23 protein-coding genes and 1 tRNA gene are annotated in these 23849 nt (G+C 59.5%); 15 read left to right on the top strand and 9 right to left on the bottom strand.

What is annotated here, in order from left to right; genetic code table 11:
* A partial coding sequence (locus tag H0V78_03520) for a carbohydrate kinase family protein (protein MBA2350876.1) occupies nt 1–304 on the top strand: 304 nt, incomplete at its 5' end.
* A 26-nt stretch (nt 305–330) separates the two neighbouring features.
* Nucleotides 331–804 (top strand): glycine zipper 2TM domain-containing protein, encoded by a 474-nt coding sequence (locus H0V78_03515; protein ID MBA2350875.1) that lies wholly within the window; start codon nt 331–333, stop codon nt 802–804.
* 156 nt (nt 805–960) lie between these two features.
* Here H0V78_03515 and H0V78_03510 read toward each other — a convergent pair whose 3' ends face one another.
* The 3 genes from H0V78_03510 to H0V78_03500 form a co-directional block, all read right to left on the bottom strand.
* Entirely contained in the window at nt 961–1227 is a 267-nt protein-coding gene (locus H0V78_03510) for a hypothetical protein (GenBank protein MBA2350874.1), read from the bottom strand.
* Between the two features lie 395 nt (nt 1228–1622).
* Entirely contained in the window at nt 1623–2435 is an 813-nt protein-coding gene (locus H0V78_03505; protein ID MBA2350873.1) for a symmetrical bis(5'-nucleosyl)-tetraphosphatase, read from the bottom strand.
* 45 nt (nt 2436–2480) lie between these two features.
* Entirely contained in the window at nt 2481–3047 is a 567-nt protein-coding gene (locus H0V78_03500; GenBank protein ID MBA2350872.1) for a cytochrome c5 family protein, read from the bottom strand.
* A 162-nt stretch (nt 3048–3209) separates the two neighbouring features.
* Between H0V78_03500 and H0V78_03495 the strand changes: the two genes are divergently transcribed.
* From H0V78_03495 to icd, 3 genes are all read left to right on the top strand, one after another.
* Nucleotides 3210–3286 (top strand) — tRNA-Arg (locus H0V78_03495).
* A 253-nt stretch (nt 3287–3539) separates the two neighbouring features.
* Nucleotides 3540–3776 carry a hypothetical protein gene (locus H0V78_03490; protein ID MBA2350871.1) on the top strand — a complete coding sequence of 79 codons (237 nt, stop codon included), beginning with the start codon at nt 3540–3542 and terminating at the stop codon, nt 3774–3776.
* Nucleotides 3777–3903: 127 nt separating this feature from the next.
* Nucleotides 3904–5673, top strand: a complete 1770-nt coding sequence (icd, locus tag H0V78_03485; protein MBA2350870.1) for an NADP-dependent isocitrate dehydrogenase — start codon at nt 3904–3906, stop codon at nt 5671–5673.
* 31 nt (nt 5674–5704) lie between these two features.
* Here the strand turns inward: icd and H0V78_03480 are convergent, their stop codons facing one another.
* Nucleotides 5705–6121: a MerR family DNA-binding transcriptional regulator gene (locus tag H0V78_03480; protein MBA2350869.1), complete on the bottom strand. Its 417-nt coding sequence runs from the start codon at nt 6119–6121 to the stop codon at nt 5705–5707.
* Between the two features lie 69 nt (nt 6122–6190).
* Between H0V78_03480 and H0V78_03475 the strand changes: the two genes are divergently transcribed.
* The 9 genes from H0V78_03475 to rng all read left to right on the top strand — a co-directional run bounded on the left by H0V78_03475 (nt 6191) and on the right by rng (nt 17207).
* The gene (locus H0V78_03475) at nt 6191–7252 is read left to right on the top strand and encodes an MBL fold metallo-hydrolase (GenBank protein ID MBA2350868.1); all 1062 of its coding nucleotides are present in this window, start codon (nt 6191–6193) and stop codon (nt 7250–7252) included.
* A gap of 33 nt (nt 7253–7285) precedes the next feature.
* The gene (gene phaC, locus H0V78_03470) at nt 7286–9127 is read left to right on the top strand and encodes a class I poly(R)-hydroxyalkanoic acid synthase (protein ID MBA2350867.1); all 1842 of its coding nucleotides are present in this window, start codon (nt 7286–7288) and stop codon (nt 9125–9127) included.
* A 270-nt stretch (nt 9128–9397) separates the two neighbouring features.
* The gene (gene aceE, locus H0V78_03465; protein MBA2350866.1) at nt 9398–12091 is read left to right on the top strand and encodes a pyruvate dehydrogenase (acetyl-transferring), homodimeric type; all 2694 of its coding nucleotides are present in this window, start codon (nt 9398–9400) and stop codon (nt 12089–12091) included.
* A gap of 25 nt (nt 12092–12116) precedes the next feature.
* Nucleotides 12117–13445, top strand: coding sequence for a dihydrolipoyllysine-residue acetyltransferase (gene aceF / locus H0V78_03460; GenBank protein MBA2350865.1), 1329 nt, complete (start codon nt 12117–12119; stop codon nt 13443–13445).
* Between the two features lie 54 nt (nt 13446–13499).
* A complete protein-coding gene (gene nadD, locus H0V78_03455) occupies nt 13500–14237 on the top strand; it encodes a nicotinate-nucleotide adenylyltransferase (GenBank protein MBA2350864.1) in 738 nt (245 codons plus the stop codon).
* 7 nt (nt 14238–14244) lie between these two features.
* On the top strand, nt 14245–14598 hold the full coding sequence (rsfS, locus tag H0V78_03450; protein ID MBA2350863.1) for a ribosome silencing factor: 354 nt from the start codon (nt 14245–14247) through the stop codon (nt 14596–14598).
* A gap of 6 nt (nt 14599–14604) precedes the next feature.
* The gene (gene rlmH, locus H0V78_03445; protein MBA2350862.1) at nt 14605–15084 is read left to right on the top strand and encodes a 23S rRNA (pseudouridine(1915)-N(3))-methyltransferase RlmH; all 480 of its coding nucleotides are present in this window, start codon (nt 14605–14607) and stop codon (nt 15082–15084) included.
* 51 nt (nt 15085–15135) lie between these two features.
* Entirely contained in the window at nt 15136–15756 is a 621-nt protein-coding gene (maf, locus tag H0V78_03440; protein ID MBA2350861.1) for a septum formation inhibitor Maf, read from the top strand.
* Nucleotides 15753–17207, top strand: coding sequence for a ribonuclease G (gene rng / locus H0V78_03435; protein ID MBA2350860.1), 1455 nt, complete (start codon nt 15753–15755; stop codon nt 17205–17207). The genes maf and rng overlap by 4 nt, the downstream gene beginning before the upstream one ends.
* A 185-nt stretch (nt 17208–17392) precedes the next feature.
* Here rng and H0V78_03430 read toward each other — a convergent pair whose 3' ends face one another.
* From H0V78_03430 to H0V78_03410, 5 genes are all read right to left on the bottom strand, one after another.
* Nucleotides 17393–19282 carry a dynamin family protein gene (locus H0V78_03430; protein MBA2350859.1) on the bottom strand — a complete coding sequence of 630 codons (1890 nt, stop codon included), beginning with the start codon at nt 19280–19282 and terminating at the stop codon, nt 17393–17395.
* A 21-nt stretch (nt 19283–19303) separates the two neighbouring features.
* Nucleotides 19304–19879, bottom strand: a complete 576-nt coding sequence (locus H0V78_03425; protein MBA2350858.1) for a YggT family protein — start codon at nt 19877–19879, stop codon at nt 19304–19306.
* Nucleotides 19872–20732 (bottom strand): pyrroline-5-carboxylate reductase, encoded by an 861-nt coding sequence (locus H0V78_03420; GenBank protein MBA2350857.1) that lies wholly within the window; start codon nt 20730–20732, stop codon nt 19872–19874. Before H0V78_03420 ends, H0V78_03425 begins: the two co-directional genes overlap by 8 nt.
* A 168-nt stretch (nt 20733–20900) precedes the next feature.
* Nucleotides 20901–21428 carry an SRPBCC family protein gene (locus H0V78_03415; GenBank protein ID MBA2350856.1) on the bottom strand — a complete coding sequence of 176 codons (528 nt, stop codon included), beginning with the start codon at nt 21426–21428 and terminating at the stop codon, nt 20901–20903.
* A gap of 219 nt (nt 21429–21647) precedes the next feature.
* A complete protein-coding gene (locus tag H0V78_03410; protein MBA2350855.1) occupies nt 21648–22466 on the bottom strand; it encodes a YggS family pyridoxal phosphate-dependent enzyme in 819 nt (272 codons plus the stop codon).
* 93 nt (nt 22467–22559) lie between these two features.
* Here H0V78_03410 and H0V78_03405 point away from each other — a divergent pair, with 93 nt between their 5' ends.
* Entirely contained in the window at nt 22560–23603 is a 1044-nt protein-coding gene (locus H0V78_03405) for a type IV pilus twitching motility protein PilT (GenBank protein ID MBA2350854.1), read from the top strand.
* Nucleotides 23604–23849 lie beyond the last annotated feature (246 nt).

The raw sequence follows: 23849 nt of genomic DNA, 5'->3' as shown, positions 1-23849 counted from the left end.
GGCCCTGATTGTCACAAGAGGTGCGCAAGGATCGACGATTTACGTCGCAGGCGAGCAGATCGACATACCCTGCGCCAAACCCGGCCAGGTCGTCGATCCGACCGGGTGCGGAGACGCCTATCGCGCGGGTTTGTTGCACGGCATCGCAACCGGTCTGGACTGGCCGGAAACGGGGCGCCTTGCATCGCTGATGGGCGCGCTGAAGATCGAAACGCACGGCACGCAAAACCACTGGGCAGACCGTGATGAAATCAGCGCACGCTATCGCATGGAGTTTGGCGCCGAACTTCGACTCAATGGCTAAAGCGGGAATGACTTAGGAGAAATTCAATGACAGGCACGACGAATCTGAAGGCATTGACCACCGCAGCGTTGATCGGTGCCGCGGCGCTGACCGGCTGTGCAGCGGGCCAGTCGGGCCGGGACTACTCGCGCGAACAGGTGCGCGGCGAACAAAATGTGCGCTTTGGTGTGGTCGAGAGCGTTCGCCCAGTACAGATCGAAGGCACGAAAACACCGATTGGCGGGGGTGCGGGTGCCGTGGTCGGCGGCGTCGCCGGCAACACGGTTGGCGGCGGCAGCGGGCGCACGATCGCAACACTCATAGGCGCCGTGCTGGGTGGACTTGGCGGCGCGGCGGCGGAAGAGGGAGTGACCAAACGGGAAGGCGTCGAAGTCACTGTGACGCTCGACAGCGGCAACGTCACCGCGGTGACGCAGGCGGCCGATGCCGCCGAAGTATTCAAACCCGGCGACCGCGTGCGGCTGCTTTCCGGCGGCGGCGTGACGCGCGTCGCCCACTGAAGTACAGCGGGTTATTTCCCGGCCAAACAGGTTTCGCCACATCCGACCGCTTTCCCTGTTTCGCCTGGCCCGCCTGACGCTGCATCTGCTGCAAGGTGTAGCGACAGCGGGTTTTGTTTTTCCGTGGGCGGCAAAACGACGTGAACGCGCGCTGATTCAAAGCTGGTCCGGAAAACTGCTGGCGATCCTTGGGGTTGAGCTGAAGGTCGACGGAGCCGGCAGCCCGCCGCGCGCTCGCACCGCGCCGGAAGCCCTTATCGAGCCCGTCATGCTCGTCGCCAACCACGTTTCCTGGCTCGACATTTTCGCGATTCTGGCAGCGTGCCCGTCGCGTTTCGTTTCAAAATCAGAGGTGCGGTCGTGGCCGGTTCCGTGGTTGCCCGTGCTCGGATGGTTATGCGAAAAAGCCGGCACTTTATTCATAGCGCGGAGCACGCGGGCGGACGTGAAACGCATCAACGACGAGATGATCGACCTGCTGAAATCGGGTGAAGTCGTCGCTGTATTTCCGGAGGGAATGACGACCGAAGGTGGGAGGGTTGCGACGTTTCATGCATCGCTGCTGCAGGCCTCGCTCATTTCCGGCGCACAACTGTGGCCGGTCGGGATTCGCTACCTGCGGCCCGATGGCAGCCCTTGCACGGAGGTTAATTATGCCGGCGAAACCGGGTTCTTCGAATCGGTGTGCGCGATTGCCAATCAACCGCGTACCGTCGCGGAATTGACCTTTACCGAAACGATTGAAACAGCAGGACTGAGTCGAAGTGAGCTTGCCCGGAAGGCGCGTGATCAGATTATCGCCGCCTTGCGACTTTCGGCTAATGGGCTCCAGCCTGGCAGCCAACCTGAAACACTTGGCGATCATCAAGTCGAACCGCCGAAAGCGAGCCGCCCCACTGGCATCCACTATCCAGCGCCAGCAGATTCGGCCGCATGCGAAGTCCAAGAGCCGACCAATGGCCGAAAATGATCGTGGCGGTCTGGCTCGCCCGATCCGGCACGTCGAACCACGGCATATAACCAGGCGGCGCCTTTTCCGGTTCGGCCTTGTGTGAAAATTCCATCCTTCCGTCTTGCGTACACAAGCGCAGGCGCGTGAATGCATTGACGACGACGCGCAGCCGCGCTACGGGGGGCAGTTCGTCGCTCCACCCATCGGGCTGATTGCCGTACAGCTCAGCCAGGAAGTCGCGGTAATCGTCTGCGCGCAAAGCCGCCTCCGCCTCGCGCGCTAACGACATTGCTTTTTCCAGACTCCACGAAGGCAACAAACCGGCGTGCACCATCGCGTAAGCGCCGTCCACGTGGAGCAGCGGTTGCTGGCGCAGCCAGCACAGAAGTTCGTCGCGGTCCGCCGCCACGAGAATCTCGACGAGCGTATCGCTGCGTTTCGGCTTTGCGAGATTGTTGGCAACCATCAATAGATGGAGATCGTGATTGCCGAGAACCGTGACTGCCGCTTTGCCCAAGCCCCTGACAAAGCGTAGCGTGGCAAGCGACTGCGGCCCGCGATTGACGAGGTCGCCGACCAGCCAGAGACGATCATGTTCCGGATCGAAAGAGATTGCCGCGAGCAGCTTTCGCAGCGCGCTGTAACAGCCCTGGATATCCCCTATCGCGTAAGTCGCCACGTCGGAACGTCAGGTCCAGGCTTCAGCATGCGCATTGGTGGTGCTCTACTTTGCCTGGTTGACGAGATAATCGACGGCGGCTTTGACGTCGGCATCAGGCAGCGAGACATTGCCGCCTTTTGGCGGCATGGCGCCTTTGCCTTTCAGTGCGCTTGCATACAGGGACTCGATACCGGTTTGGATCCTGGGCGCCCACGCTGCCTTATCACCAAATTTCGGTGCGTCTGCCACGCCGCTTGCGTGGCAGGCAACGCAATACACGTCATAGACCGATTTACCCGCGGCCGCAGCAGGCTTGGCGCTGGCGGTATTTTCTGTGTGCGCAGTGACAGGCTGCGCCGGAATGGCCGCCGCCGATTCCGGCGCCTTGGCGGGTGCTGGGGCAGGTGATTTAGCGCTCGCCGCGGCCGTTGGAGATTTGGCGGGCGCGCCAGCGTTCTTTTCCCCGACCCCCTCGGTCACCACAACTTCGCCGATCGGTTTCAGACGTTTAGCGACAGCTTGATCAGACATTGCCGACGAATCCGGATCGATTTTCGACTCGCTCGTAACCAGCGCCGCAAGCAGCGAAATCCCGATTATCGGCACCAGAAAGGCGGCGAGCACGACCATCAGTAGCTGCTTCGGCGTCTTGATCGGCGATGTGTGTTCATCGTTGGATTCGTTCACCGGGAACCTCTTGAAAAAAAAACTGAATTATACCGCGATACGGGGCCGCCCTGCAGAACGCGCGTAGACGCTGCAAACGAAAAACGCTAAGCTTTCCCGCGGAATGCGCCCTTAGCTCAGTTGGATAGAGTGTTGGTTTCCGAAGCCAAAGGTCACTGGTTCGAATCCAGTAGGGCGCGCCAACTTGTCGCAGCAACCTTGTAGTCTCCTTGGAGTCTATACGCACCGCCTGTCGCGACTTCGCCGCCCGAGCCGAGATTCGGACGTCCGATTCGATCGCCGCCCGGGAAGGCCAGGGACAACCGATTGGATTTTCCTGACCGTAGACAGGCGCGAATTAACTTGTCGAATCGTCGCATCGCCCGGCATAGCCATTGCTAACTCCTTCGAGCGCCACCTTTCGCGTGGCGCATATCGTCAAGGGAGGCGGTCGCTATGAAAATTCTTTCGGAAGTCGAAAAGAGATTTCCGCATGTCGCGCGCAACATCACGCTGATGTGGGGTTGCCCGGAGTTCATCGATTACATTAACAAATTGATCGTCGACGACCGCGGTGGACGGCAGGGTTTTCCAACTGAGGTGCTCGACGAAATGCTGTTTCTGCATCGCCTGCATATCACGAAACACGGCGAGCTCTCTGTCCGCCATTTTGAATCGACGCTTTGGCGTTAGGCGCGTAGTAGCGGCAGAATGATTAACGGCGGTTCGCAAAACGAGCCGCCGTTTGTTTTTCGAAGTTCCTGCGAAGTTGCGCATTCCTGTTGCGGCTATAATTAAACTTTGCCTGCGGCAGACCAACATGGCTTATCAGCACATCTTTTTCCCCACTTCCGGCCAAAAAATCAGCGTCGAAAACGGCAAGCTCGAGGTTCCGGATAATCCCGTCCTCGGCTTTATCCAGGGCGACGGCATCGGCCCCGACATCATGCGCGCCTGCTTGCGCGTGTGGGACGCAGCAGTCGAGCAAAGTTACGGCGGGAAACGCAAGATCCACTGGATGGAGCTGTATCTCGGCGAGATGGCGGCCGCGCGTTACGACGGCAAAGTGTTTCCGGAGGAAACGCGCGAGGCCCTGAAGGATATTGTCATCTCGATCAAGGGCCCGCTGACCACACCGGTCGGCGGCGGCTTTCGTTCGCTGAACGTCGCGCTGCGCCAGGAACTCGATCTGTACGCGTGCATACGCCCGGTCCGCTATTACGGAGGCGTGCCATCGCCGCTCAAGAATCCCGAGCGCGTTGACGTCGTCATTTTCCGCGAGAATACCGAGGACGTTTATGCCGGCATCGAGTACAAATCCGGCTCGGCGGAAAACGAAAAGCTTGCGCGTTTTCTGAAAGACGAGCTCGGCGCGAAATTCTTCGAAGGCAGCGGACTCGGCGTGAAGCCGATCAGCGAATTCGGCAGCAAGCGGTTGGTCCGCAAGGCGATTCAATACGCGATAGACAACAAGCGCGAGAGCGTGACCTTGGTACACAAAGGCAACATCATGAAATACACCGAAGGCGCGTTCCGCAACTGGGGCTACGATCTGGCGCGCGAGGAGTTCGTCGAGCACACGATCACCGAAGAAGAGCTGTATCGGATTCACGGCGGCAAGCGGCCGGAAGGCAAGGTCGTAATCCAGGATCGGATCGCCGACATCATGTTTCAGTTGATGCTGCTGCGCCCAAGCGAGTTCGACGTCATCGCGTGCCCGAATCTGAACGGCGATTATCTGTCGGACGCGATTGCCGCCGAAGTCGGCGGCGTCGGCATCGCGCCGGGAGCCAATATCTCCGATGAGGTCGCGGTGTTCGAGGCAACGCACGGCACCGCGCCCAAGTATGCGAATCAGGACAAGGTCAACCCCGGCTCGCTGCTGTTTTCCGGTGTGATGATGCTCGAACACATAGGCTGGAACATCGCCGCCGATCTGATCAGCGCCGCCTACCCGGAAGTCATCAAGGAAAAAATCGTTACCTACGATTTCGCCCGGCAAATGAAAGGCGCGCACGAAGTCTCGACCAGCGGCTTCGCCGATGCTTTGATCGCCCAGATACAGGGTTCGCTCGACCTGAAGGCATTCCGCGCGCAACGACGGGATGCGATCGAGCAGGACCGTACCCGGCGCGAACAAGAGCGCATCGCCCATCCGTATTCGACGATGAAAGCGACCGGGCGCGCGCCGCTGACGATACGCGAAGTGATGACGCCGAATCCGGTCCGCGTGGCGCCCGACACCTCGGTCGAAGAGGCGGTAGAGCTTATGCGCGAAAACAAAATCAGCAGCGTGCTGGTCGAGCCCGGCGCGGACGGCCAATGGGCGATCATGACGCAAAAAGACGTCATCAGCCGCATTGTCCATGCCAATCGTACGCCGCATGAAGTCAGGACCGACGAAGTCGCGACCAAGCCGATGTTCACGTTGCCCGGCGATACTTCATTGAACGAGTGCGTCGAACAGATGCTGAAGCGGAACATCCGCCGCATCGTCGTCGCACAGGACGATCAACCCGTAGGCATCGTCAGCGATACCGATATTTTCAGGCTGGTCGAAGAGTTGGGCTTCAAGCGCTTGTACTTCTAGCACCGTGTCGTCGCGAGGACAGGCAGCGGCACTATTTCCGGATGCCGGTCGCCATCGCCATAGGCGCCAATTGGTTCGCCTCATCAAGAATCGATCGGCATTGATTCTCCGACGCCCGAATCTCGACAAGCATGGCGTCAATTTCCCCTCGTTGTCGTTCCAACTGTACGCGGCGCTGTTCGAGAATGAGGAGGAATTGCATCAGTTGCGGCTTCTCGTTTCTAGCGGAATCGTATAGCTCGAACAGCTCGCGGACCTCGCTCAGGGCAAACCCCAGACGCTTGCCGCGTAAAGTGAGTTTCAGACGAACCCGGTCGCGACGGCTATAAACACGATTGCGGCCCTCACGCGCCGGCGTGAGCAAGCCTTGGTCTTCGTAAAAACGAATGGTCCGCAGCGTGATATCAAATTCGCGCGCAAGCTCCGAAATGGTGTAACGGGTTTTCATTGTGCTCTGCAACATAAACCTGTAGACTGGCGCTATTCTGGTTAACCTTGACGTAAACGTCAAATAGATATGAATAACGCTGTGCTGCCTGCCGCTGCCCAGAAGCCGTTTACCGCGCTGCATTATCCGCATTCGGAGCCACCACCGCCTGGTGACATCATCGAGGTTGCGGCTGGCGTTTTCTGGTTGCGAATGCCATTGCCTTGGGCGCTCGACCACGTCAACGTCTGGCTGCTGCGCGACGGCGCAGGATGGATTGTCGTCGATACCGGCCGCGGTTCGGAAGAAACACGGGCGCTATGGCAACGCGTTTTCGACACCACCCTCGAAGGCTTGCCGATCGAGTCCGTCATTGCCACGCACTTCCATCCCGATCATGTCGGCTTGGCGTCATGGTTAACCGAACGCTTTCAGGCGAGGTTCTGGATGACCGCGGCGGAGTACCTGACCGGGCAAGCCTTGCTGCAGAACGCGAGCCATTATTCGAATGACGCGGTCAACACGATGTTTCGCCGCCACGGGCTGGATGATGGGCGTCTCGGCAACCTGCCCAACCGTAATGAAACCTATCGACGAGACGTGGGCGCCCTGCCGCCGTCTTTTCGCAGGCTGAAAGATGGCGATCAGATAGATATAGGCGGCTGCGTCTGGCGTGTTATTGTCGGCCATGGGCACGCGCCCGAGCACGCCAGCCTGTATTGCGCGGCGAAAAATGTCCTCATCGCCGGAGATATGGTGTTGCCGCGCATTAGCCCGAACATCAGCGTGTGGCCGGCCGAACACGACGGCGATCCGCTGCGGCTTTTTCTCGAATCGCTGGAACGCTTCGCGGAACTACCGCGAAACACGCTGGTCCTGCCCAGCCATGGTAAAGTTTTCCAGGGCCTGCACGCGCGGCTGCGCCAGTTGCAACAGCATCACCGTAGCCGCCTCGATGAACTGGAAACGTTTTGCGCGGTTCCGCGAACCGCCGCCGAAGCGGTTGCGGCCCTGTTCAAGAGAGCGCTCGACGATCATCAATGGTTTTTTGCGATGGGCGAAATCATTGCGCATCTGAATTACCTGCTGGCACGGAAAAAGCTTCGTTGCGATGAAGGCGCCGACGGCGTCTGTCGATTCACGCAGGCGTGATTTGCCGGCTCCAAACCTCAAGGGAAAAAACACATGACCGCACAACAGGACCAACACAAAATGCAGCCCGATCCGGCCGAGATGTCGAAATCGTTCGCTGATATCGCGCAGCGCAGCAGCAAGCTGGTCGCCGAGTTCATGCAGCGCCAGCCCTCTGGAGGCCGCAGCCAGCTCGGCATGGCCGATAAAATGGGCATCGCCCAGGCGTTTTTCGATCTGACTGCCAAGGTCATGAGCGATCCGTTCAAGCTCGCCGAGGCGCAGATGCGCATGTGGCAGGACTACATGTCCCTGTGGCAGGGTTCGATGATGTCGATGTTCGGGCAACCGGGCAATCCCGTGATCGCGCCAGCCAAGGGCGACAAGCGCTTCAAGCACGACGATTGGCAGGAAAATTTCGTTTTCGATTACATCAAGCAATCGTATCTGATTGCCGCGCATCACATGAATTTGCTGGTCGCTGATGTCAAAGGCCTCGACGAGCAGACCGCGAAGAAGGTCAATTTCTTCACGCGCCAGTATATCGACGCGTTGTCCCCGTCCAATTTTGCGATGACCAATCCCGAAGTCGTGCGCGCAACGGTGGAATCCGGCGGGCAGAATCTGGTGCGCGGCCTCAGTAACCTGCTCGAAGATCTGGAGCGTGGCGACGGCCAGTTGCGCATCAGCATGACAGATACCGAAGCTTTCGAGCTCGGCAAAAATGTAGCGACAAGCAAAGGCAAGGTCGTCTACCAGAACGACTTGATGCAGCTTCTGCAGTACGAACCGAGCACCAAACAGGTTTACAAGAAACCGCTTTTGATCATGCCGCCGTGGATCAACAAGTTTTACATCCTCGATCTGCGCGACAAGAATTCCTTCATCAAGTGGGCGGTCGATCAGGGCCACACCGTGTTCGTGATTTCCTGGGTCAATCCGGATGCCCGACTGCGCGACAAGAATTTCGAGAACTACATGCTCGAAGGCCCGCTCGCAGCGCTCGATGCGATCGAAAAGGCAACCGGCGAGCGCGAGATCAACGCCGTGGGCTATTGTCTCGGCGGCACGCTGCTCGCATCGGCCATGGCCTATATGCAGGCGGATGACGACAAAACCAACGACAAGCGCATTGCCAGCGCCACCCTGTTGACGACCCTGATCGATTTTGAGGAACCCGGCGAACTCGGCGTGTTTCTCGACGAGCAAAGCGTCGAGTCGCTCGAAAAGCGCATGGCCGAGCGAGGCTACCTTCATGGTTCAGAGATGGCGACGACCTTCAATTTACTGCGCGCGAACGATCTGATCTGGTCGTTCGTCGTCAACAATTATCTTCTCGGCAAGGACGCGTTCCCCTTCGACTTGCTGTTCTGGAATTCCGATTCGACGCGCATGCCGGCTACGATGCACAGTTTTTACTTGCGCAAGATGTATCTCGAAAACGTCCTGAAAGAGCCGAACGGCGTCAGCCTGAACGGTGTCGGCATCGACATGAGCAAGGTCAAGACGCCGATTTATTTTCTGTCGGCCATGGAAGACCACATCGCGCCATGGAAAGCGACTTACGCCGGCGCCGGACTGTTTTCCGGCCCCGTGAAGTTTGTGCTCGGCGGCTCGGGCCACATCGCCGGCGTCGTCAATCCGCCGGTCTCGGAAAAATATTTCTACATGACCAATTCCGAATTGCCCAGCGATCCCGAGCAGTGGACCGCAGGGGCCGAACAGCATCCGGGCTCGTGGTGGACCGACTGGCAGAAATGGATTTCGAAATTCGCCGGCGAGAAAGTCGCGGCGCGCATCCCGGGCAAAGGCAAACTGAAAGCGATCGAAGACGCGCCGGGCTCGTATGTGAAGTTGCGGTTCGATGCCAAGGCGGAGAACAACAAGGGGTTGTAGCTCCCTCTCTCATCCCGGAAGGCTACGATATCGATCTGCGCTTGATCGATTTAGTCCCCGTTACATAGTTACCCCTTTTTGGGAAAGCACCGAACCCGACCCGAGCTGCCTCGGGTCGTTTTTTTGCGACGAACAGATACGAATCGATCGGCGCTTGGCGAGGCGATTGCGCTTTGGTAATGCCGGGCGGCGGGGCTATAATCGGATTGTAATCGTCTCAGCCGACGATTTGCCTCCCACGCCCGACGATTCACCTTCCAAGCCTCGCACATGGCAGCCGTCGCTCCCGACCCCAACGCCAATCCCGGCGCCAACGCCGATTCCGATCCGCAGGAAACTTTAGAGTGGCTGGCGGCACTCGATTCCGTGCTCGAACGCGAAGGTCCGGAGCGCGCGCATTTCCTCCTCGAAACACTGGTCGACAAGGCGCGGCGTTCAGGCGCTTACATCCCGTACAGCGCCAACACTGCCTACATCAACACGATTCCGCCGTCGCAGGAGCAACGCGCGCCCGGCGATTACGCGCTTGAGCAGCGCATACGCGCGATCGTGCGCTGGAATGCGCTGGCAATGGTCATCCGCGCGAATAAGGAGGGCGACGATCTCGGCGGGCATATCGCGAGCTTTGCGTCGATGGGGACGCTGTTCGGCGTTGGCTTCAATCATTTCTGGCATGCGCCATCCGACGAACACGGCGGCGATCTGGTTTTCTTTCAAGGCCATTCGGCGACCGGTGTTTATGCGCGCGCATTTCTCGAAGGCCGCATCAGCGAAGAGCAGCTCAAGAATTTCCGCCGCGATGTCGATGGCAAGGGCGTGACCTCCTATCCGCATCCGTGGCTGATGCCGGATTTCTGGCAGTTCCCGACGGTGTCGATGGGGTTAGGCCCCTTGATGGCGATTTACCAAGCGCGCTTCATGAAGTATCTGCAGCACCGGGGCATTCTGCAAACCGAGGGGCGCAAGGTATGGGCGTTCATGGGCGATGGTGAAATGGACGAGCCGGAATCCAAGGGTGCGATCGGCGTTGCCGCGCGCGAGAAGCTCGATAACCTGGTGTTCGTCGTCAACTGCAATTTGCAGCGGCTCGATGGTCCGGTGCGCGGCAACGGCAAAATCATTCAGGAGCTCGAGGGAGATTTCCGCGGCGCCGGCTGGAATGTCATCAAGCTGATCTGGGGCTCGTATTGGGATCCGCTGCTGGCCAAGGACAAGAAGGGAATTCTGCTGAAGCGCATGGAAGAAGCGGTCGACGGCGATTACCAGAATTACAAGGCCGCGAACGACGGCGCCTACGTGCGCGAGCACTTTTTCGGCAAGTATCCAGAGCTCTCGGCGATGGTCGCCAACATGACCGACGAGGACATCTGGCGCTTGAATCGCGGCGGCCACGATCCCCACAAAATTTACGCCGCGTATTACGCCGCGACCCACCATGTCGGTCAGCCGACCGTCATTCTCGCCAAGACCGTCAAGGGTTATGGCATGGGCGAGGCCGGCGAAGGGCAGAACATCACGCATCAGGCCAAGAAGATGGGCGAAGCCGCGCTGAAGGCATTCCGCGACCGCTTCAACATTCCGGTCGGCGATGATGTGATCGCGCAGGCGCCGTTCTACAAGCCGCCCGAGGACAGCCCCGAGATCAAATATCTGAAGGAACGCCGGGCCGCTCTCGGCGGCTATTTGCCGAGCCGGCGCGCCAATGCGCCGAAACTGCCGGTGCCACCGTTATCGGCATTCGAAGCGCTGCTGAAAAATTCCGGGGAACGCGAAAATTCAACGACGATGGCGTTCGTGCGCATCCTCAGTCTTCTCGTGCGCGACAAAGCCATCGGTAAATACGTCGTGCCTATCGTGCCCGACGAAGCGCGCACCTTCGGCATGGAAGGCATGTTTCGCCAGCTCGCGATCTATTCGCCGGAAGGCCAGATGTACGAGCCGATGGATAAACTCCAGCTCATGTATTACCGCGAAGAAATAAACGGGCAGATTCTCCAGGAAGGCATCAACGAAGCCGGCGCATTCTCATCGTGGATGGCGGCGGCAACGTCGTACAGCACGCACAACGTCGCGATGATTCCGTTCTACATTTTTTATTCGATGTTCGGCTTCCAGCGCATCGGCGATCTGGCCTGGGCGGCCGGCGATATGCGCTCGCGCGGCTTCCTGCTCGGCGGAACTTCAGGCCGCACAACCCTGAATGGCGAAGGCTTGCAGCATCAGGATGGCCACAGCCATTTGCAGGCCGCGACGATCCCGAATTGCGTTTCGTACGATCCGACGTTCGCATACGAACTCGCGGTCATTATTCAGGACGGTCTGCGCCGCATGTTCGACGCGCAGGAAAACGTTTTCTACTACATCACGGTGATGAATGAAAACTACCCGCAGCCCGCGCTGCCTGCGGGCGCGGAAGCGGGAATCCTGAAAGGGTTGTACCTGTTTTCGGAAACAGCAAGCAACGTGAGAACGCGTGTGCAGTTGCTCGGCAGCGGCGCGATTCTGCGCGAGGTCGTGGCGGCAGCCGAGTTGCTGAAAAGCGATTTCGACGTGCACGCCGATGTCTGGAGCGCGACCAGCTTCAACGAATTGCGGCGCGAAGGCCTGGCGTGCGAGCGCTGGAACCGGCTGCATCCGGAAAGCGAACCGCGCATCAGCTACGTCGAAAGCTGCCTCGGCAAACGCATGGGCCCGGTCATCGCGGCGACCGATTACATGAAGTCGTATGCCGATCAGATACGCTTGTTCGTGCCGAAATCCTACACCGTGCTCGGCACCGACGGCTTCGGGCGATCCGATACGCGCGAGCAGTTGCGCAAATTCTTCGAGGTCGATCGTCATTACATCGCCGTCGCTGCGTTGAAGGCGCTCGCCGACGAGGACGCGATTCCGGTCACGCGCGTATCCGAGGCGATACTAAAATACGGGCTCGACGCGGACAAGCCGAATCCGCTGACGGTCTGATGGGCAACACGCACTAAAGCCAGCGATGGCGACGCTTAGCGAAGTTCGCGTGCCGGATATCGGCGATTTCAAGGATATTCCGGTTATCGAGGTGCTGATTAAACCCGGCGACGAGATCACGCTGGAAGCTTCGCTGATCACGCTGGAGTCCGACAAGGCGACGATGGATGTGCCGTCGCCCTCCGCAGGCCGCATCAGGGAGGTCAAGGTAAAGGTCGGCGACAAGGTTTCCGAAGGCGCGCTGGTCGCGACCATCGAGGCAGCGTCGGCGCCGGCAGCGGAAGAAAAAACCAGCTCGCAGGATTCCGCAGCGGCCAAGACCGCAATCGGCGAGCTTGCTAAAAAAGACGCGCCAGCCGATTCTTCGTATCGCAAAGTCGAGCCCGCAACACCGCAGCGACCAATGCAATCACAAGCGCCTGTGCGGGATACGCCGGTCGATGAGGCCGGCTTTGCCCACGCGCACGCGAGCCCCTCGGTGCGCCGCTTCGCCCGCGAGCTCGGCGTCGATCTCGGCAAGGTTAGCGGCAAGGGGCCGAAAGAGCGCATTCTCAAGGAAGACGTTCAGTCTTATGTGAAGTCTTCGCTCGCCGCATCCGCCGGCGCGGCGCCAGGGCTCAGCGTGGCGGCCATGCCGGCGATCGATTTCGCAAAATTCGGCCCGATCGAAACGCGTGAATTGTCGCGTATCAGAAAACTGGCGGGCGCGAATTTGCACCGCAACTGGATTTCGATACCGCATGTGACACAGCATGACGAAGCCGACATCACCGAGCTCGATGAATTTCGCAAAACGGCCGCGCAGGAATCCGAAAAGCAGGGTGTGCGCCTGACCTTGCTCACGTTCTTTCTGAAGGCGTCGGCAGTCGCTCTGAAACAGTATCCGGATTTCAACGCTTCGCTGAATCCGGCGGGCGATAAACTGGTGTTGAAGCACTATTTCCATATCGGTGTCGCTGTCGATACGCCGGATGGCTTGCTGGTGCCGGTGATTCGCGATGTCGACAAGAAGGGCGTTTTCGATCTGGCGCGCGAACTGGCCGAGGTCAGCAAAGCCGCACGCGACAAAAAGCTGGCGGCGACGGCGATGCAAGGCGGCTCTTTTTCGATCTCGAGCCTCGGCGGTATCGGCGGCACCGCTTTCACACCGATCATCAACGCGCCCGAAGTCGCGATTCTCGGTGTGTCCAAGGCCGCGCTGAAGCCGGTTTTCGTCGACGGCAAATTTCAGCCGCGCCTGATGCTACCGCTTTCTCTGTCCTACGATCACCGCGTCATCGATGGCGCGAGCGCTGCGCGCTTTACGACTTTCGTCAGTTCAGTGCTTTCCGACATACGCCGTTTGCTGCTTTGATTTCACGACGTTCGACGCGGATTCGCTCATGCCGATCGCAACGATATTTTGTCGATGGCGATTGAGGTCGCAGCGCCGCCAGCTTCGAAAGCCGTCTCCGAAGCAGCGCCGGCCGCGGCATTGGCTGAATCGCCGCCGGTCGATGCCATTGGCGTGCTCGGCGGTACTTTCGACCCCATCCATTTCGGCCATCTCCGGCTTGCCGAGGAAATCGCCGATGGCTGCGGTTTGGCGCAGGTCCGCGTCATTCCGTCAGGTATTCCGCCACATCGGCGTGCGCCGCGAGCCTCGGCGCAGCAGCGCTTCGACATGGTCTGCGCCGCCGTCACTGGCAACGCCAGACTGGTTGCCGATCAAAGCGAAATATTTCGCGAGCAGCCCTGTTTCACTGTCGATACGCTAACCGGATTGCGGGCGGAATTCGGTGCGCAAACGCCGATTTGCCTGATGCTCGGCGTCGATGCCTTTCTGGCTCTTCCAACCTGGCATTGCTGGCAGCGGTTGTTCGAGCTTACCCATATCGTTGTCGCCCAGCGCCCGGGTTACACGCTCGATCAAAGCTTGTTGCCGGCGCCGCTCGTCGCCGAATTCGAGGCGCGCTACATTGCGGACGCGCGTTCCATTCACGATCGCGCGCACGGCATCATCGTCAAGGTGGCCATCACGGCGCTCGATATTTCCGCGACCGGGGTCCGCGCGCATATCGCCGCGCGGCGCAGTGCGCGCTATTTGCTCCCCGACATCGTTCTCGATTATATTCAAGCCAATACGCTGTACCAGGGCGAACCCTAGGAGATCGATGAAGCTCGACAGAATGGTGGCGGCAACGATAGCAGCGCTTGAAGATATCAAGGCGCGCGACATCACGGTGCTTGACGTCAGCAAACTGACTTCGTTGTTCGATCGCATGATTATCGCCAGCGCTGAATCGACGCGACAAACCAAAGCGCTTGCCAACAACGTGCGGGAAAAACTCAAAGCCGATGGCGCCGAAGTTTATGGCGTTGAGGGAGAGGAAAACGGCGAATGGATACTGGTGGATCTCGGCGATGTAATCGTCCACGTTATGCAGCCGGCGATCCGCGAATATTATAATCTCGAACAATTATGGGCAGGGCCTGAGGTTAGCGTTCGGCAGGCAAGCCGAACTTGAGCCGGCGTGAAACTGCGCATCATCGCGGTCGGCAACCGCATGCCGGCGTGGGTCGACGCAGGATTTGCCGAATATGCCAAACGCATGCCACGGAGCGCGGCTTTGGAATTGAGCGAAATAAAGCCGGAAAAGCGCGGACGGAACGCGGGCAACAAAACGGCAGCCCGGTTGCTGGCAGCCGAGCGTGGACGAATTGAGGCGGTGTTGGGCACGGACTGCTACACTGTCGCGCTCGACGAGCGTGGCGAGCAATTGACGACCGCGCAGCTTGCGCAAAACGTCAGTCGCTGGATGGGAAGTGGCCGCGATGCCGCGTTCCTGATCGGCGGCGCGGATGGCCTCGACGCCGGCCTGAAGCGTTCGGCTGCAATGCTGATGGCATTATCGACGATGACGTTGCCGCACGGGCTGGCGCGCGTAGTGCTGGCCGAGCAGTTGTATCGCGCTGTTTCGATGCTGGGGAACCATCCTTACCATCGAGCCTGAGCGAAGATTGTAGGGCCGGGCAAGGAACATCGACGTTCTCAGGGAGAGCTCGTGTACGCAACCGAAAAACGCATTTATCTGGCTTCGCGCAGCCCACGCCGCCGCGAGCTTTTGAAGCAGATCGGCGTGAATTTCGAGGTACTGCTGTGCCGCGAAGACGCAGCGCGCGGTGCCGATACCGATGAGCGTTTGAATGACGGAGAATCCCCCGAGGATTACGTCACGCGGCTGGCCAGGACGAAGGCGGAAGTCGGCTGGTTGCGCGTGACCCAGCGCGGCCTGCCGCACAGCCCGGTGCTGGCGGCGGATACGACGGTCGCGGTCGGCAAGGTCGTCATCGGCAAGCCGGCCAACCGCGAAGACGCGATCGAAATACTGACGCGGCTGTCGGGGCATGTACACCACGTACACACCGCGGTTGCGATCCGGCGCAAGGACGCGATCGAATCCTCGTTATCGACCACGACTGTCGAGTTCCGCAAATTGAGCGAGGTCGAAATCCGCCGCTACGTCGCGACCGGCGAATGCCTGGACAAAGCCGGCGCCTATGCGATCCAGGGCAGGGCGTCTCTTTTCATCAGCGAGATCCGCGGCAGCTATTCGGGCGTCATGGGACTGCCGTTGTACGAAACCACGCAACTCCTGCAAAAGTTCGGATATGAGTTGTTGTGAGCGATGAAATACTAGTCAATGTAACGCCGCAGGAAACGCGCGTCGCCGTCATGGAGGAAGGCGTCGTGCAGGAACTCCACATCGAACGCTCCAGCAGTCGCGGTCTGGTCGGGAACATATACGACGGCCGCGTTTCGCGCGTTTTGCCCGGTATGCAATCGGCGTTCATAGATATCGGGCTGGACCGCGCAGCCTTTCTGCACGTCGCCGATATCTGGGGGCAGCGCCATAACGGCGAAATCGAAAAGCCGATCGAGAAGCTGCTTTACGAAGGCCAGAGCATTCTGATCCAGGTCATCAAGGATCCGATCGGCAGCAAGGGCGCCCGGCTATCGACACAAATCAGCATCGCCGGACGGTTGCTGGTTTATTTGCCGCAGCAATCGTATATCGGTATCTCGCAACGCATCGAAAACGAGACCGAGCGCGAATTGCTGCGCGAAAAACTCCAGCAACTGATACCGCCCGGCGAATCCGGCGGCTTCATCATCCGCACCATGGCTGAGACCGCCAGCGAGCGCGAACTCGCCGCCGACATCGAGTATCTGCGGAAGCTGTGGACTGGCATCGGCGATCAATCACAGCGCATCGGGGCGCCCAGTCTGCTGTACCAGGATCTGAACCTCAGCGAGCGCGTGTTGCGCGATTTCGTGCGCGACGAGACAGCGCGCATCGTGATCGATTCGCGCGAGACATTCGAGAAAGTCCGTCTGTTTGCCAGCGCTTACATGGGCGATGTCGTCGATCGTCTCGAGCACTACACGGGCGAACGTCCGCTGTACACGCTGCATGGCGTCGAAGAGGAGATCGAGCGCGCGCTGGCGCGCCGGGTGAATTTGAAATCGGGCGGATATCTGATTATCGATCAGACCGAGGCCTTGACCACGGTCGACGTGAACACCGGCGGCTTTGTCGGCGGCCGCAATTTCGACGACACCATCTACAAGACCAACCTCGAAGCAGCGCACGTAATCGCCCGTCAACTGCGCCTGCGCAATCTGGGCGGCATCATCATCATCGATTTCATCGACATGGAGAGCGCCGAGCATCAGGCGGCGGTGCTCGCCGAGTTAAAGAAAGGTCTGGCGCGCGATTACACGCGAATGACGATCAACGGCTTTACCGCGCTGGGCCTGGTCGAGATGACGCGAAAACGCACGCGTGAAAGCCTCGCCCACATTCTTTGCGAAACCTGTCCGACTTGCCAAGGCCGCGGTGAAATCAAAACGGCGCGTACCGTCTGCTACGAGATTTTGCGCGAACTGGTGCGCGAAGCGCGTCAGTTCGATGCGCGCGAATACCGGATACTTGCATCGCAGCCGGTTATCGATTTGTTCCTCGATGAAGAATCGCAAAGCCTGGCCCAGCTTGGCGATTTTATCGGCCGGCCGGTATCGCTGCAGGTGGAAACGCAGTACGGGCAGGAGCAGTATGATGTCGTGCTGATGTAGGTAGGGCCTTTGCACACCTAAAACGAGCGCCCGGTTTGGCGGCAACCCTTAGGGGTTTGGTCTGGCGGGCGCGCTGCGTCGTTGGCCGCCGCTTGGAGGGAATGGCCCTGCGGCGCGCCGTCCGCCTCGCATCGCATCCCGCGAGACCAAAGCGCGGGGCATGATTATGTGTGAGCAGGCCCTAGTCATTCTGCGGTAACGCGCTCCGGCTGCTCGAACGCAGGTGCGATACGTTCGAGAGTGCGATTTTTTTCGCTCAACGCGCTGTGTTGCTGCTCCAGCAACCTGATGCGCGCATCGAGCGTATCGAGATTGTCGCGTATCGCCGCCACATTGGCGACGCGGCGCCCCAACACCCGTTCGTGCTCCTTCAACTGCGCGAAAATCGGCTGCAGCACCCGCTTCTGCCAGATCGCGCACTCGGCGTGCGCCTGCGCATAAATGGCGCGCGCCTGATGCACGAGACCGTGATAGAACTTCCGGATCAAGAATCGTTTCTCGATGACGACGTTCAAGGGATCGCGGGTAAACGCTTCGGCTTTGCGCTCGAGCTCGCGCATGGCGTAGCGGTATTTTTCGAGGTTCAGGGCCGGTGGCGCAAGCCTGGCAAAACCGTATCTGTCTTGAAAGCGCGCGTAGATGGCCTCGATCAAGCCGCCGATCTGTTGCGCGTAATTCAGGATCTTGTCCAACTGTTTCGAGAAGTTGTCGAACAGCGCCGCCATCGCCCGCGTGATCCCGGTCGTCGTCCAGCTCGCCTCCATCAGCGCGCGATTTTTTTCGATCAGTTCGTTGAGATGCTCTGCTTCCAGGCTGGCCAGCAGCGCATTGCCCTGCTTCATCACGACTTGCCGCGTGCTTTTGAAGGTTTCCACCGTTTGCAGGTGATTCGCGCGATCGGCTTCCAGCTTGTTCAATAGCGCGGTGACGATGCCGCGATTTTTGCCGGAAAGGCCCGCAAGTTCACCTGATTCTTCGCGGTTGGCGGCGATGCCGGCTTTCACCGATTCACGCGACACCCGCAGCATTGCGCAAATCTCGCGGCTCGCCGAATCGAACAATATCTGGCGGCGCGCCGGAATGATTTCATTGGCCAGAAAACGTTCGAGTTTCTCGATTCCGCTTTTCTGGTACAGCGTCGCGTCGTCGCGGACTTGCGCAAGCAATGCTTTCTGCGCCGACACGGCGAACACATCGCCGCGCGGGATGCCGAGCAGTGCCGCGGTTTGCTCCAGTTGCCGGCTGATCGTTTGCTCGATCGAATCCGCCGATTTCAGCTCATCCCACAGCAGATCGATTTTGTTGAGCACGGCGATGCGCCGCGTGTCGTTGCCCTGCACGACGCGCCGCCACACTTCGAGATCGGAATGCGTGACGCCGGTATCCGTGCCGAGTACGAACAGCACGGCGTGCGCATTCGGGATCATGCTCAAGGTGAGCTCGGGCTCGGCGCCGAGCGCATTCAGGCCGGGCGTATCGAGCACGACAAGGCCGTTTTGCAGCAATGGATGCGGGTAATTGACGAGCGCGTGCCGCCACATGGGAATGTCGGCGCTGTCGCCGGTACTGTCGCTGTCTAGCAATCCGAGCGCGCGCGCAGTTTCGGCGGAAACGGTTTTCCTTTCGGTCAGGCTGCGCAATGTGCGCTCGACCGACTTGATCGAGTCGAGATCGAGCTTGCACTCGACCCAAAGTTGCGGCTCGCGTTTAAGGCTATCGATGCTGTCGTCGCGGCCGCGCGTTTCGATGGGCAACAGGCGAAGGTAGGCGGCGGCGTCGGCGTCGTAGAAAATCTCGGTCGGGCACATCGTCGTGCGTCCGGCTTCGGAAGGCAGCAAGCGCTGATTCAGATCGCCGAAGAACAGCGCGTTGATGAGTTCGGTTTTGCCGCGCGAAAACTCGGCGAGGAAGGCGAGCACCAGGCGGTCATCGCGTATGGTCCGCGCGAGATCGGCGAGTCGCGGCGCAGCCTCGCCATTCTCCTTCAGCCATTTTTCGTAATCCGCGATCGCTGCGAGCAATGCGTCGCGCCAGTTTTGATGTTGGGCAACGTCGCGGTAAAGTCGATCACTCATTGTTCATTCGATCGGACGATTCTACGACAGACCGATAATGGCACGTTCCAGAAACGGCACCGGCACGATCAGCAGCAACTGGCAAATCAGCAGGACGATAAGCGGCGACAGATCGACGTTAGCCACTGGCGGCACAACTCTCTGCACCGGCCGCAGGAATGGTCGCGACAAACTGTTCAACAGCGGCGCCAGCGGACTGTACGGATTGACCCAGCTCAGAATCGCCTGCAGGACTACGACGCCGATAACGATGTAGATCGCGAGCCGCAACAGATGCACGAGCGCCAGCAATGCAAAAACGCCCAGTACCTGCGCGTTCATCGGCGGCAGGTCGCGCGCGCCGAGCGCGCTCAGGATGAGCAGCAGCAGGAAGGCGATCAGCCACGCCAGCACCAATGTCGCGACATCATAGCCGCGAAAACCAGGGACCACGCGGCGCAGCGGCCGCACCGCGAAATCGGTCAATGCGATGACAAAATGCGAGATCGGATTCTGGGCGGAGGCGCGCACGATCTGCAAATAGACGCGCAGCAACAGCGCGATCAGAAACAGCGTAACGATGCTGTCGATCAGAAAATGCAAAGCCTGATTAAGCATGACCGGATGCTTTGCCGCGCCCGTCGACTGCTGCATCGCGCGGTTCCTGGCCCAGCTCATCGCCGAGTTCGGCGGAGCGCTGAGCCGCCTCGTGTATCGCCCGCACGATGTGCTGCTTGACTTCGGCCTCCTGCATGACCGATAGCGCGCGCTCAGTCGTGCCGCCTTTCGAGGTCACGCGGGCACGCAGAACATCGACGGCGTCGCTGGATTGGGCGGCCAGCCGAATCGCGCCATCGAAGGTCGCAAGACTCAGCTTGCGTGCTGTCTGCGGTGCGAAACCGAGTTCGAGCGCGGCCTGCTGCAACGCCTCTACAAAATAGAAAACGTAAGCCGGACCGCTGCCCGACAGCGCCGTTATCGCGTCGAGCTGTTCTTCGCTTTCGAGCCAGATTGTCATGCCGACCGCATCAAAAATTTGCGCTGCGAGCGATCGCTGATCAGCGTCAACCTCCGGCATCGCATACAAAGCCGAAACGCCGGCGGCAATGAGCGCCGGCGTATTGGGCATGACGCGCACCAGACGCTGGTGGCCTTGCAGCCAGCGTGCGAGATCGCGGCAGCGAACGCCGGCCGCGATGCTGATGACGAGCTGATTCTTGAGAAGCGGAGCCAGATCAGCAGCCGCCTTGCCCAACTGTTGCGGCTTGACCGCGAGAACGATGCAATCGCTGCCCTCGATCGCCGGCGCGATTTCGGTATGGGTGGACACGGCGAAACGCGCGAACAGCGCGTCGCACGCGCCGCGATCGAGTTCCGCAACCTTGATCTGATCGGGGCGATAGCCGTGTTTCAGGAGGCCGCCGATCAGGGCGCCGGCCATGTTGCCGCCGCCGACAAAGGTGATATTCATTCAGGGTTTACGAACACACGGACTTGCTGCTTGCGTGGTTCGTAAAACCAGCCTGGCAACCCGTTTTTGTGGCGATCGAGCCGCTGCCTTGCCTGACCGACGCTTTGCGAGACGCGCTGTCAGGAGATGTCTCATGCGCCATCGTCAGCGGCTCTTCTGTTTCAGCGATTATTTGCTTTCGACCACTTTCTTCAGATTGTCGAGCCCGGCGCGATAAACCGTGGTCATGGTCTTGGTTGCCGTCGCATCGTCCTGACCTTGCGGGGGATTGGCATCGGCGGATTTACGCTTGAAGTCCCCGCTCCATTCGACCGTTGAACCGCCATTCTTGCCCGGCTTGACCGCGACCTTCGACGTGTAATCGCTGACGGGCAACACGCCTTCGAGGATCGTATACTTGAACGATTTGCCGCGGTGGGAAAGCAGCTTTTCCTTGATCGTGCCGCCATCCTGCAAAGTCAGCACGCGAACCGCGCCTTTCTTGTTATTGGTTCCCTCCACGATTTCGCTTTTTGCCACCGCGGGATGCCAGGTTCCGAGTCCGTTGAAGTCCTTGATCTTGTCCCATACCACCTCGGGTTTGGCGGCGATCTCGACGCTTTCACCGACATGCAGTTTTGCTGGTTTGGCGGCCTCGGCCACGATAGGCGCGGCAAGCGGGGCGACGAGCAGCAAAGCGGCAAATAATTTTTTCATTAGTGGTTTCTCTCTTGGTTGGTATGGGATGGGCGAAGCGAAGGACGGGAACAGCAGACTGCACGGCAGTATAAATTGCGGCTTGCCATGCGGCAAGAAAGCTCTGATCTCAGTTAGCCCGTTCGTGCTGAGCCCTTCGGATTTGCTCAGGATAGGCTTGTCGAAGCGTTAAGCGACACTCCGCTGGAGTCAGGCGGGCCCGAAGAACGCGCTTGCTGCTCAACGCCGGTCGCGCGGGCCGAAGATGGCGGTACCCACGCGGACGATGGTTGCGCCTTCCGCGATCGCGGCTTCCAGATCGTCGGACATGCCCATGGACAAGGTGTCGAGCGGGATGCCGTCCCGCAGCACTACTTGCCGCAATTCGTACAGTCTTGCGAATTGCGCGCGCTGCTCGCCAAAATCCGGCGTCGGCCGCGGAATCGTCATCAGCCCGCGCAAGCGCAGTTTCGGCAGCCGGCTCGCGGCGCGGGCCAGTTCAAGCGTCGAGTCGGGCGCCGCGCCGCTTTTGCTCGCCTCACCGCTGACGTTTATCTGCAGGCAGATCTGCAAGTCGGGCAGATGGCTGGGCCGCGCCCGCGACAAGCGCTCGGCGATACTCAGCCGGTCGACGCTATGAACCCAGGCAAAATGCTCCGCTATCTGCCGCGTCTTGTTGCTCTGGATAGGTCCGACGAAGTGCCACTCCAAAGGGCGGAACACGGGCCTCACATCGGTCGGCAACGAGATTTCGGCGGCAAGGCCAGGCGTGCCGTCTTCGATCGATCCATTCCCAATGGCGGCGCCCATACGTGACTCCAAAGCGCCGGGCGGGGGCTTCCCCAATTCGGCCAGTAGACCGATTTTCTCCATCGCCTCCTGCACATAGCTCTCGCCGAAGGCGAGTTGACCGGCAGCGTACGCCTCGCCGACCGCGGCTGCGGACCAAGTCTTGCTTATCGCGAGCAACCGTATCTCGTCTAACTCGCGCCCGCACGCCGCAGCGGCCTCGCGTATCCGCTGGTTAACAGCTTGCAAGCAAGACGCAATTGCGATCATAATCCACAAATAACATCAAATAGTTGTTGTAACCAATTGACAATATTTATTCTTTCAGCCGATACTGCTTAGGCGTCATGAAAAGGAAACGCGATGGACATAGCCGAGTTGCTCGCCTTTGTAGTGAAAAACAAAGCCTCCGATTTACATCTTTCGGCGGGTCAGCCGCCCATGATCCGCGTGCACGGCGACATACGGCGCATCAACCTGCCGGCCATGGAGCACAAGGACGTGCACGAGATGGTGTACGACATCATGAACGACGGCCAGCGCAAATTCTACGAAGAAAACCTGGAGTGCGATTTCTCGTTCGCCATTCCGAATCTGGCGCGCTTTCGCGTTAACGCGTTCGTGCAGCAGCGCGGCGCGGGCGCGGTGATGCGGACGATTCCATCAAACGTGCTGAGCCTCGAAGACATCAAGGCGCCGAAAATTTTCAAGGAAATCGCGCAGCAGCCGCGCGGCGTCGTGCTCGTCACCGGACCAACCGGTTCCGGCAAATCGACGACGCTGGCGGCGATGGTCAACGACATCAACGAAAACGAGCACGGTCACATCCTGACGGTCGAAGACCCGATCGAATTTGTCCACGAAAGCAAAAAGTGCCTGATCAACCAGCGCGAGGTTGGCCCGCACACGCTGAGCTTCGCCAACGCGCTGCGCTCGGCGCTGCGTGAAGACCCGGACATTATCCTGGTCGGCGAACTGCGCGATCTCGAAACCATACGCCTGGCGATGACAGCGGCCGAGACCGGCCACCTGGTATTCGGCACCCTGCATACGAGTTCGGCAGCGAAAACCATCGACCGTATCATCGACGTGTTCCCGGCTGCGGAAAAGGAAATGGTGCGTGCGATGCTGTCGGAATCGCTGCGCGCAGTGATTTCGCAAACTCTGCTGAAAACCAAAGACGGCACGGGCCGCGTTGCCGCGCACGAAATCATGATAGGCACGCCGGCGATCCGAAACCTGATCCGCGAAAACAAGGTCGCGCAAATGTATTCGTCGATCCAGACCGGCCAGAAATTCGGCATGCAAACCATGGATCAGAATTTGACCGACCTCGTACGCAGCAATGTGATCACATCGGCCGAAGCGCGCGGCAAGGCGGCGAATAAAGAAGCATTTCCGGCCTGACGCGGTAAATCTTAACGTTGTCATTTCCGTGACACTTGTCCCAGCAGGCTCTAAGCAGGGAACGGGGAATCCAGCGGCTTCAAAACGAGATAATTAGACGTTGTCATTCCCGTGAAAACGGGCATCCAGTTTTCGAAGGCGCTGGATTCCCGTTTTCACGGGAATGACAGTAAAGGGCAATCAGGGAGCGAACGTGGAACGAGATCAGGCACTGAAATTCATGCACGAATTGCTGCGCGGCATGCT

The organism is Burkholderiales bacterium, from assembly GCA_013695435.1.
In the GTDB taxonomy this organism is placed as follows: Bacteria; Pseudomonadota; Gammaproteobacteria; order Burkholderiales; family JACMKV01; genus JACMKV01.
The sequence above is the reverse complement of the archived record's forward strand: the minus strand, read 5'-3'. Positions and strand labels throughout refer to the sequence as shown.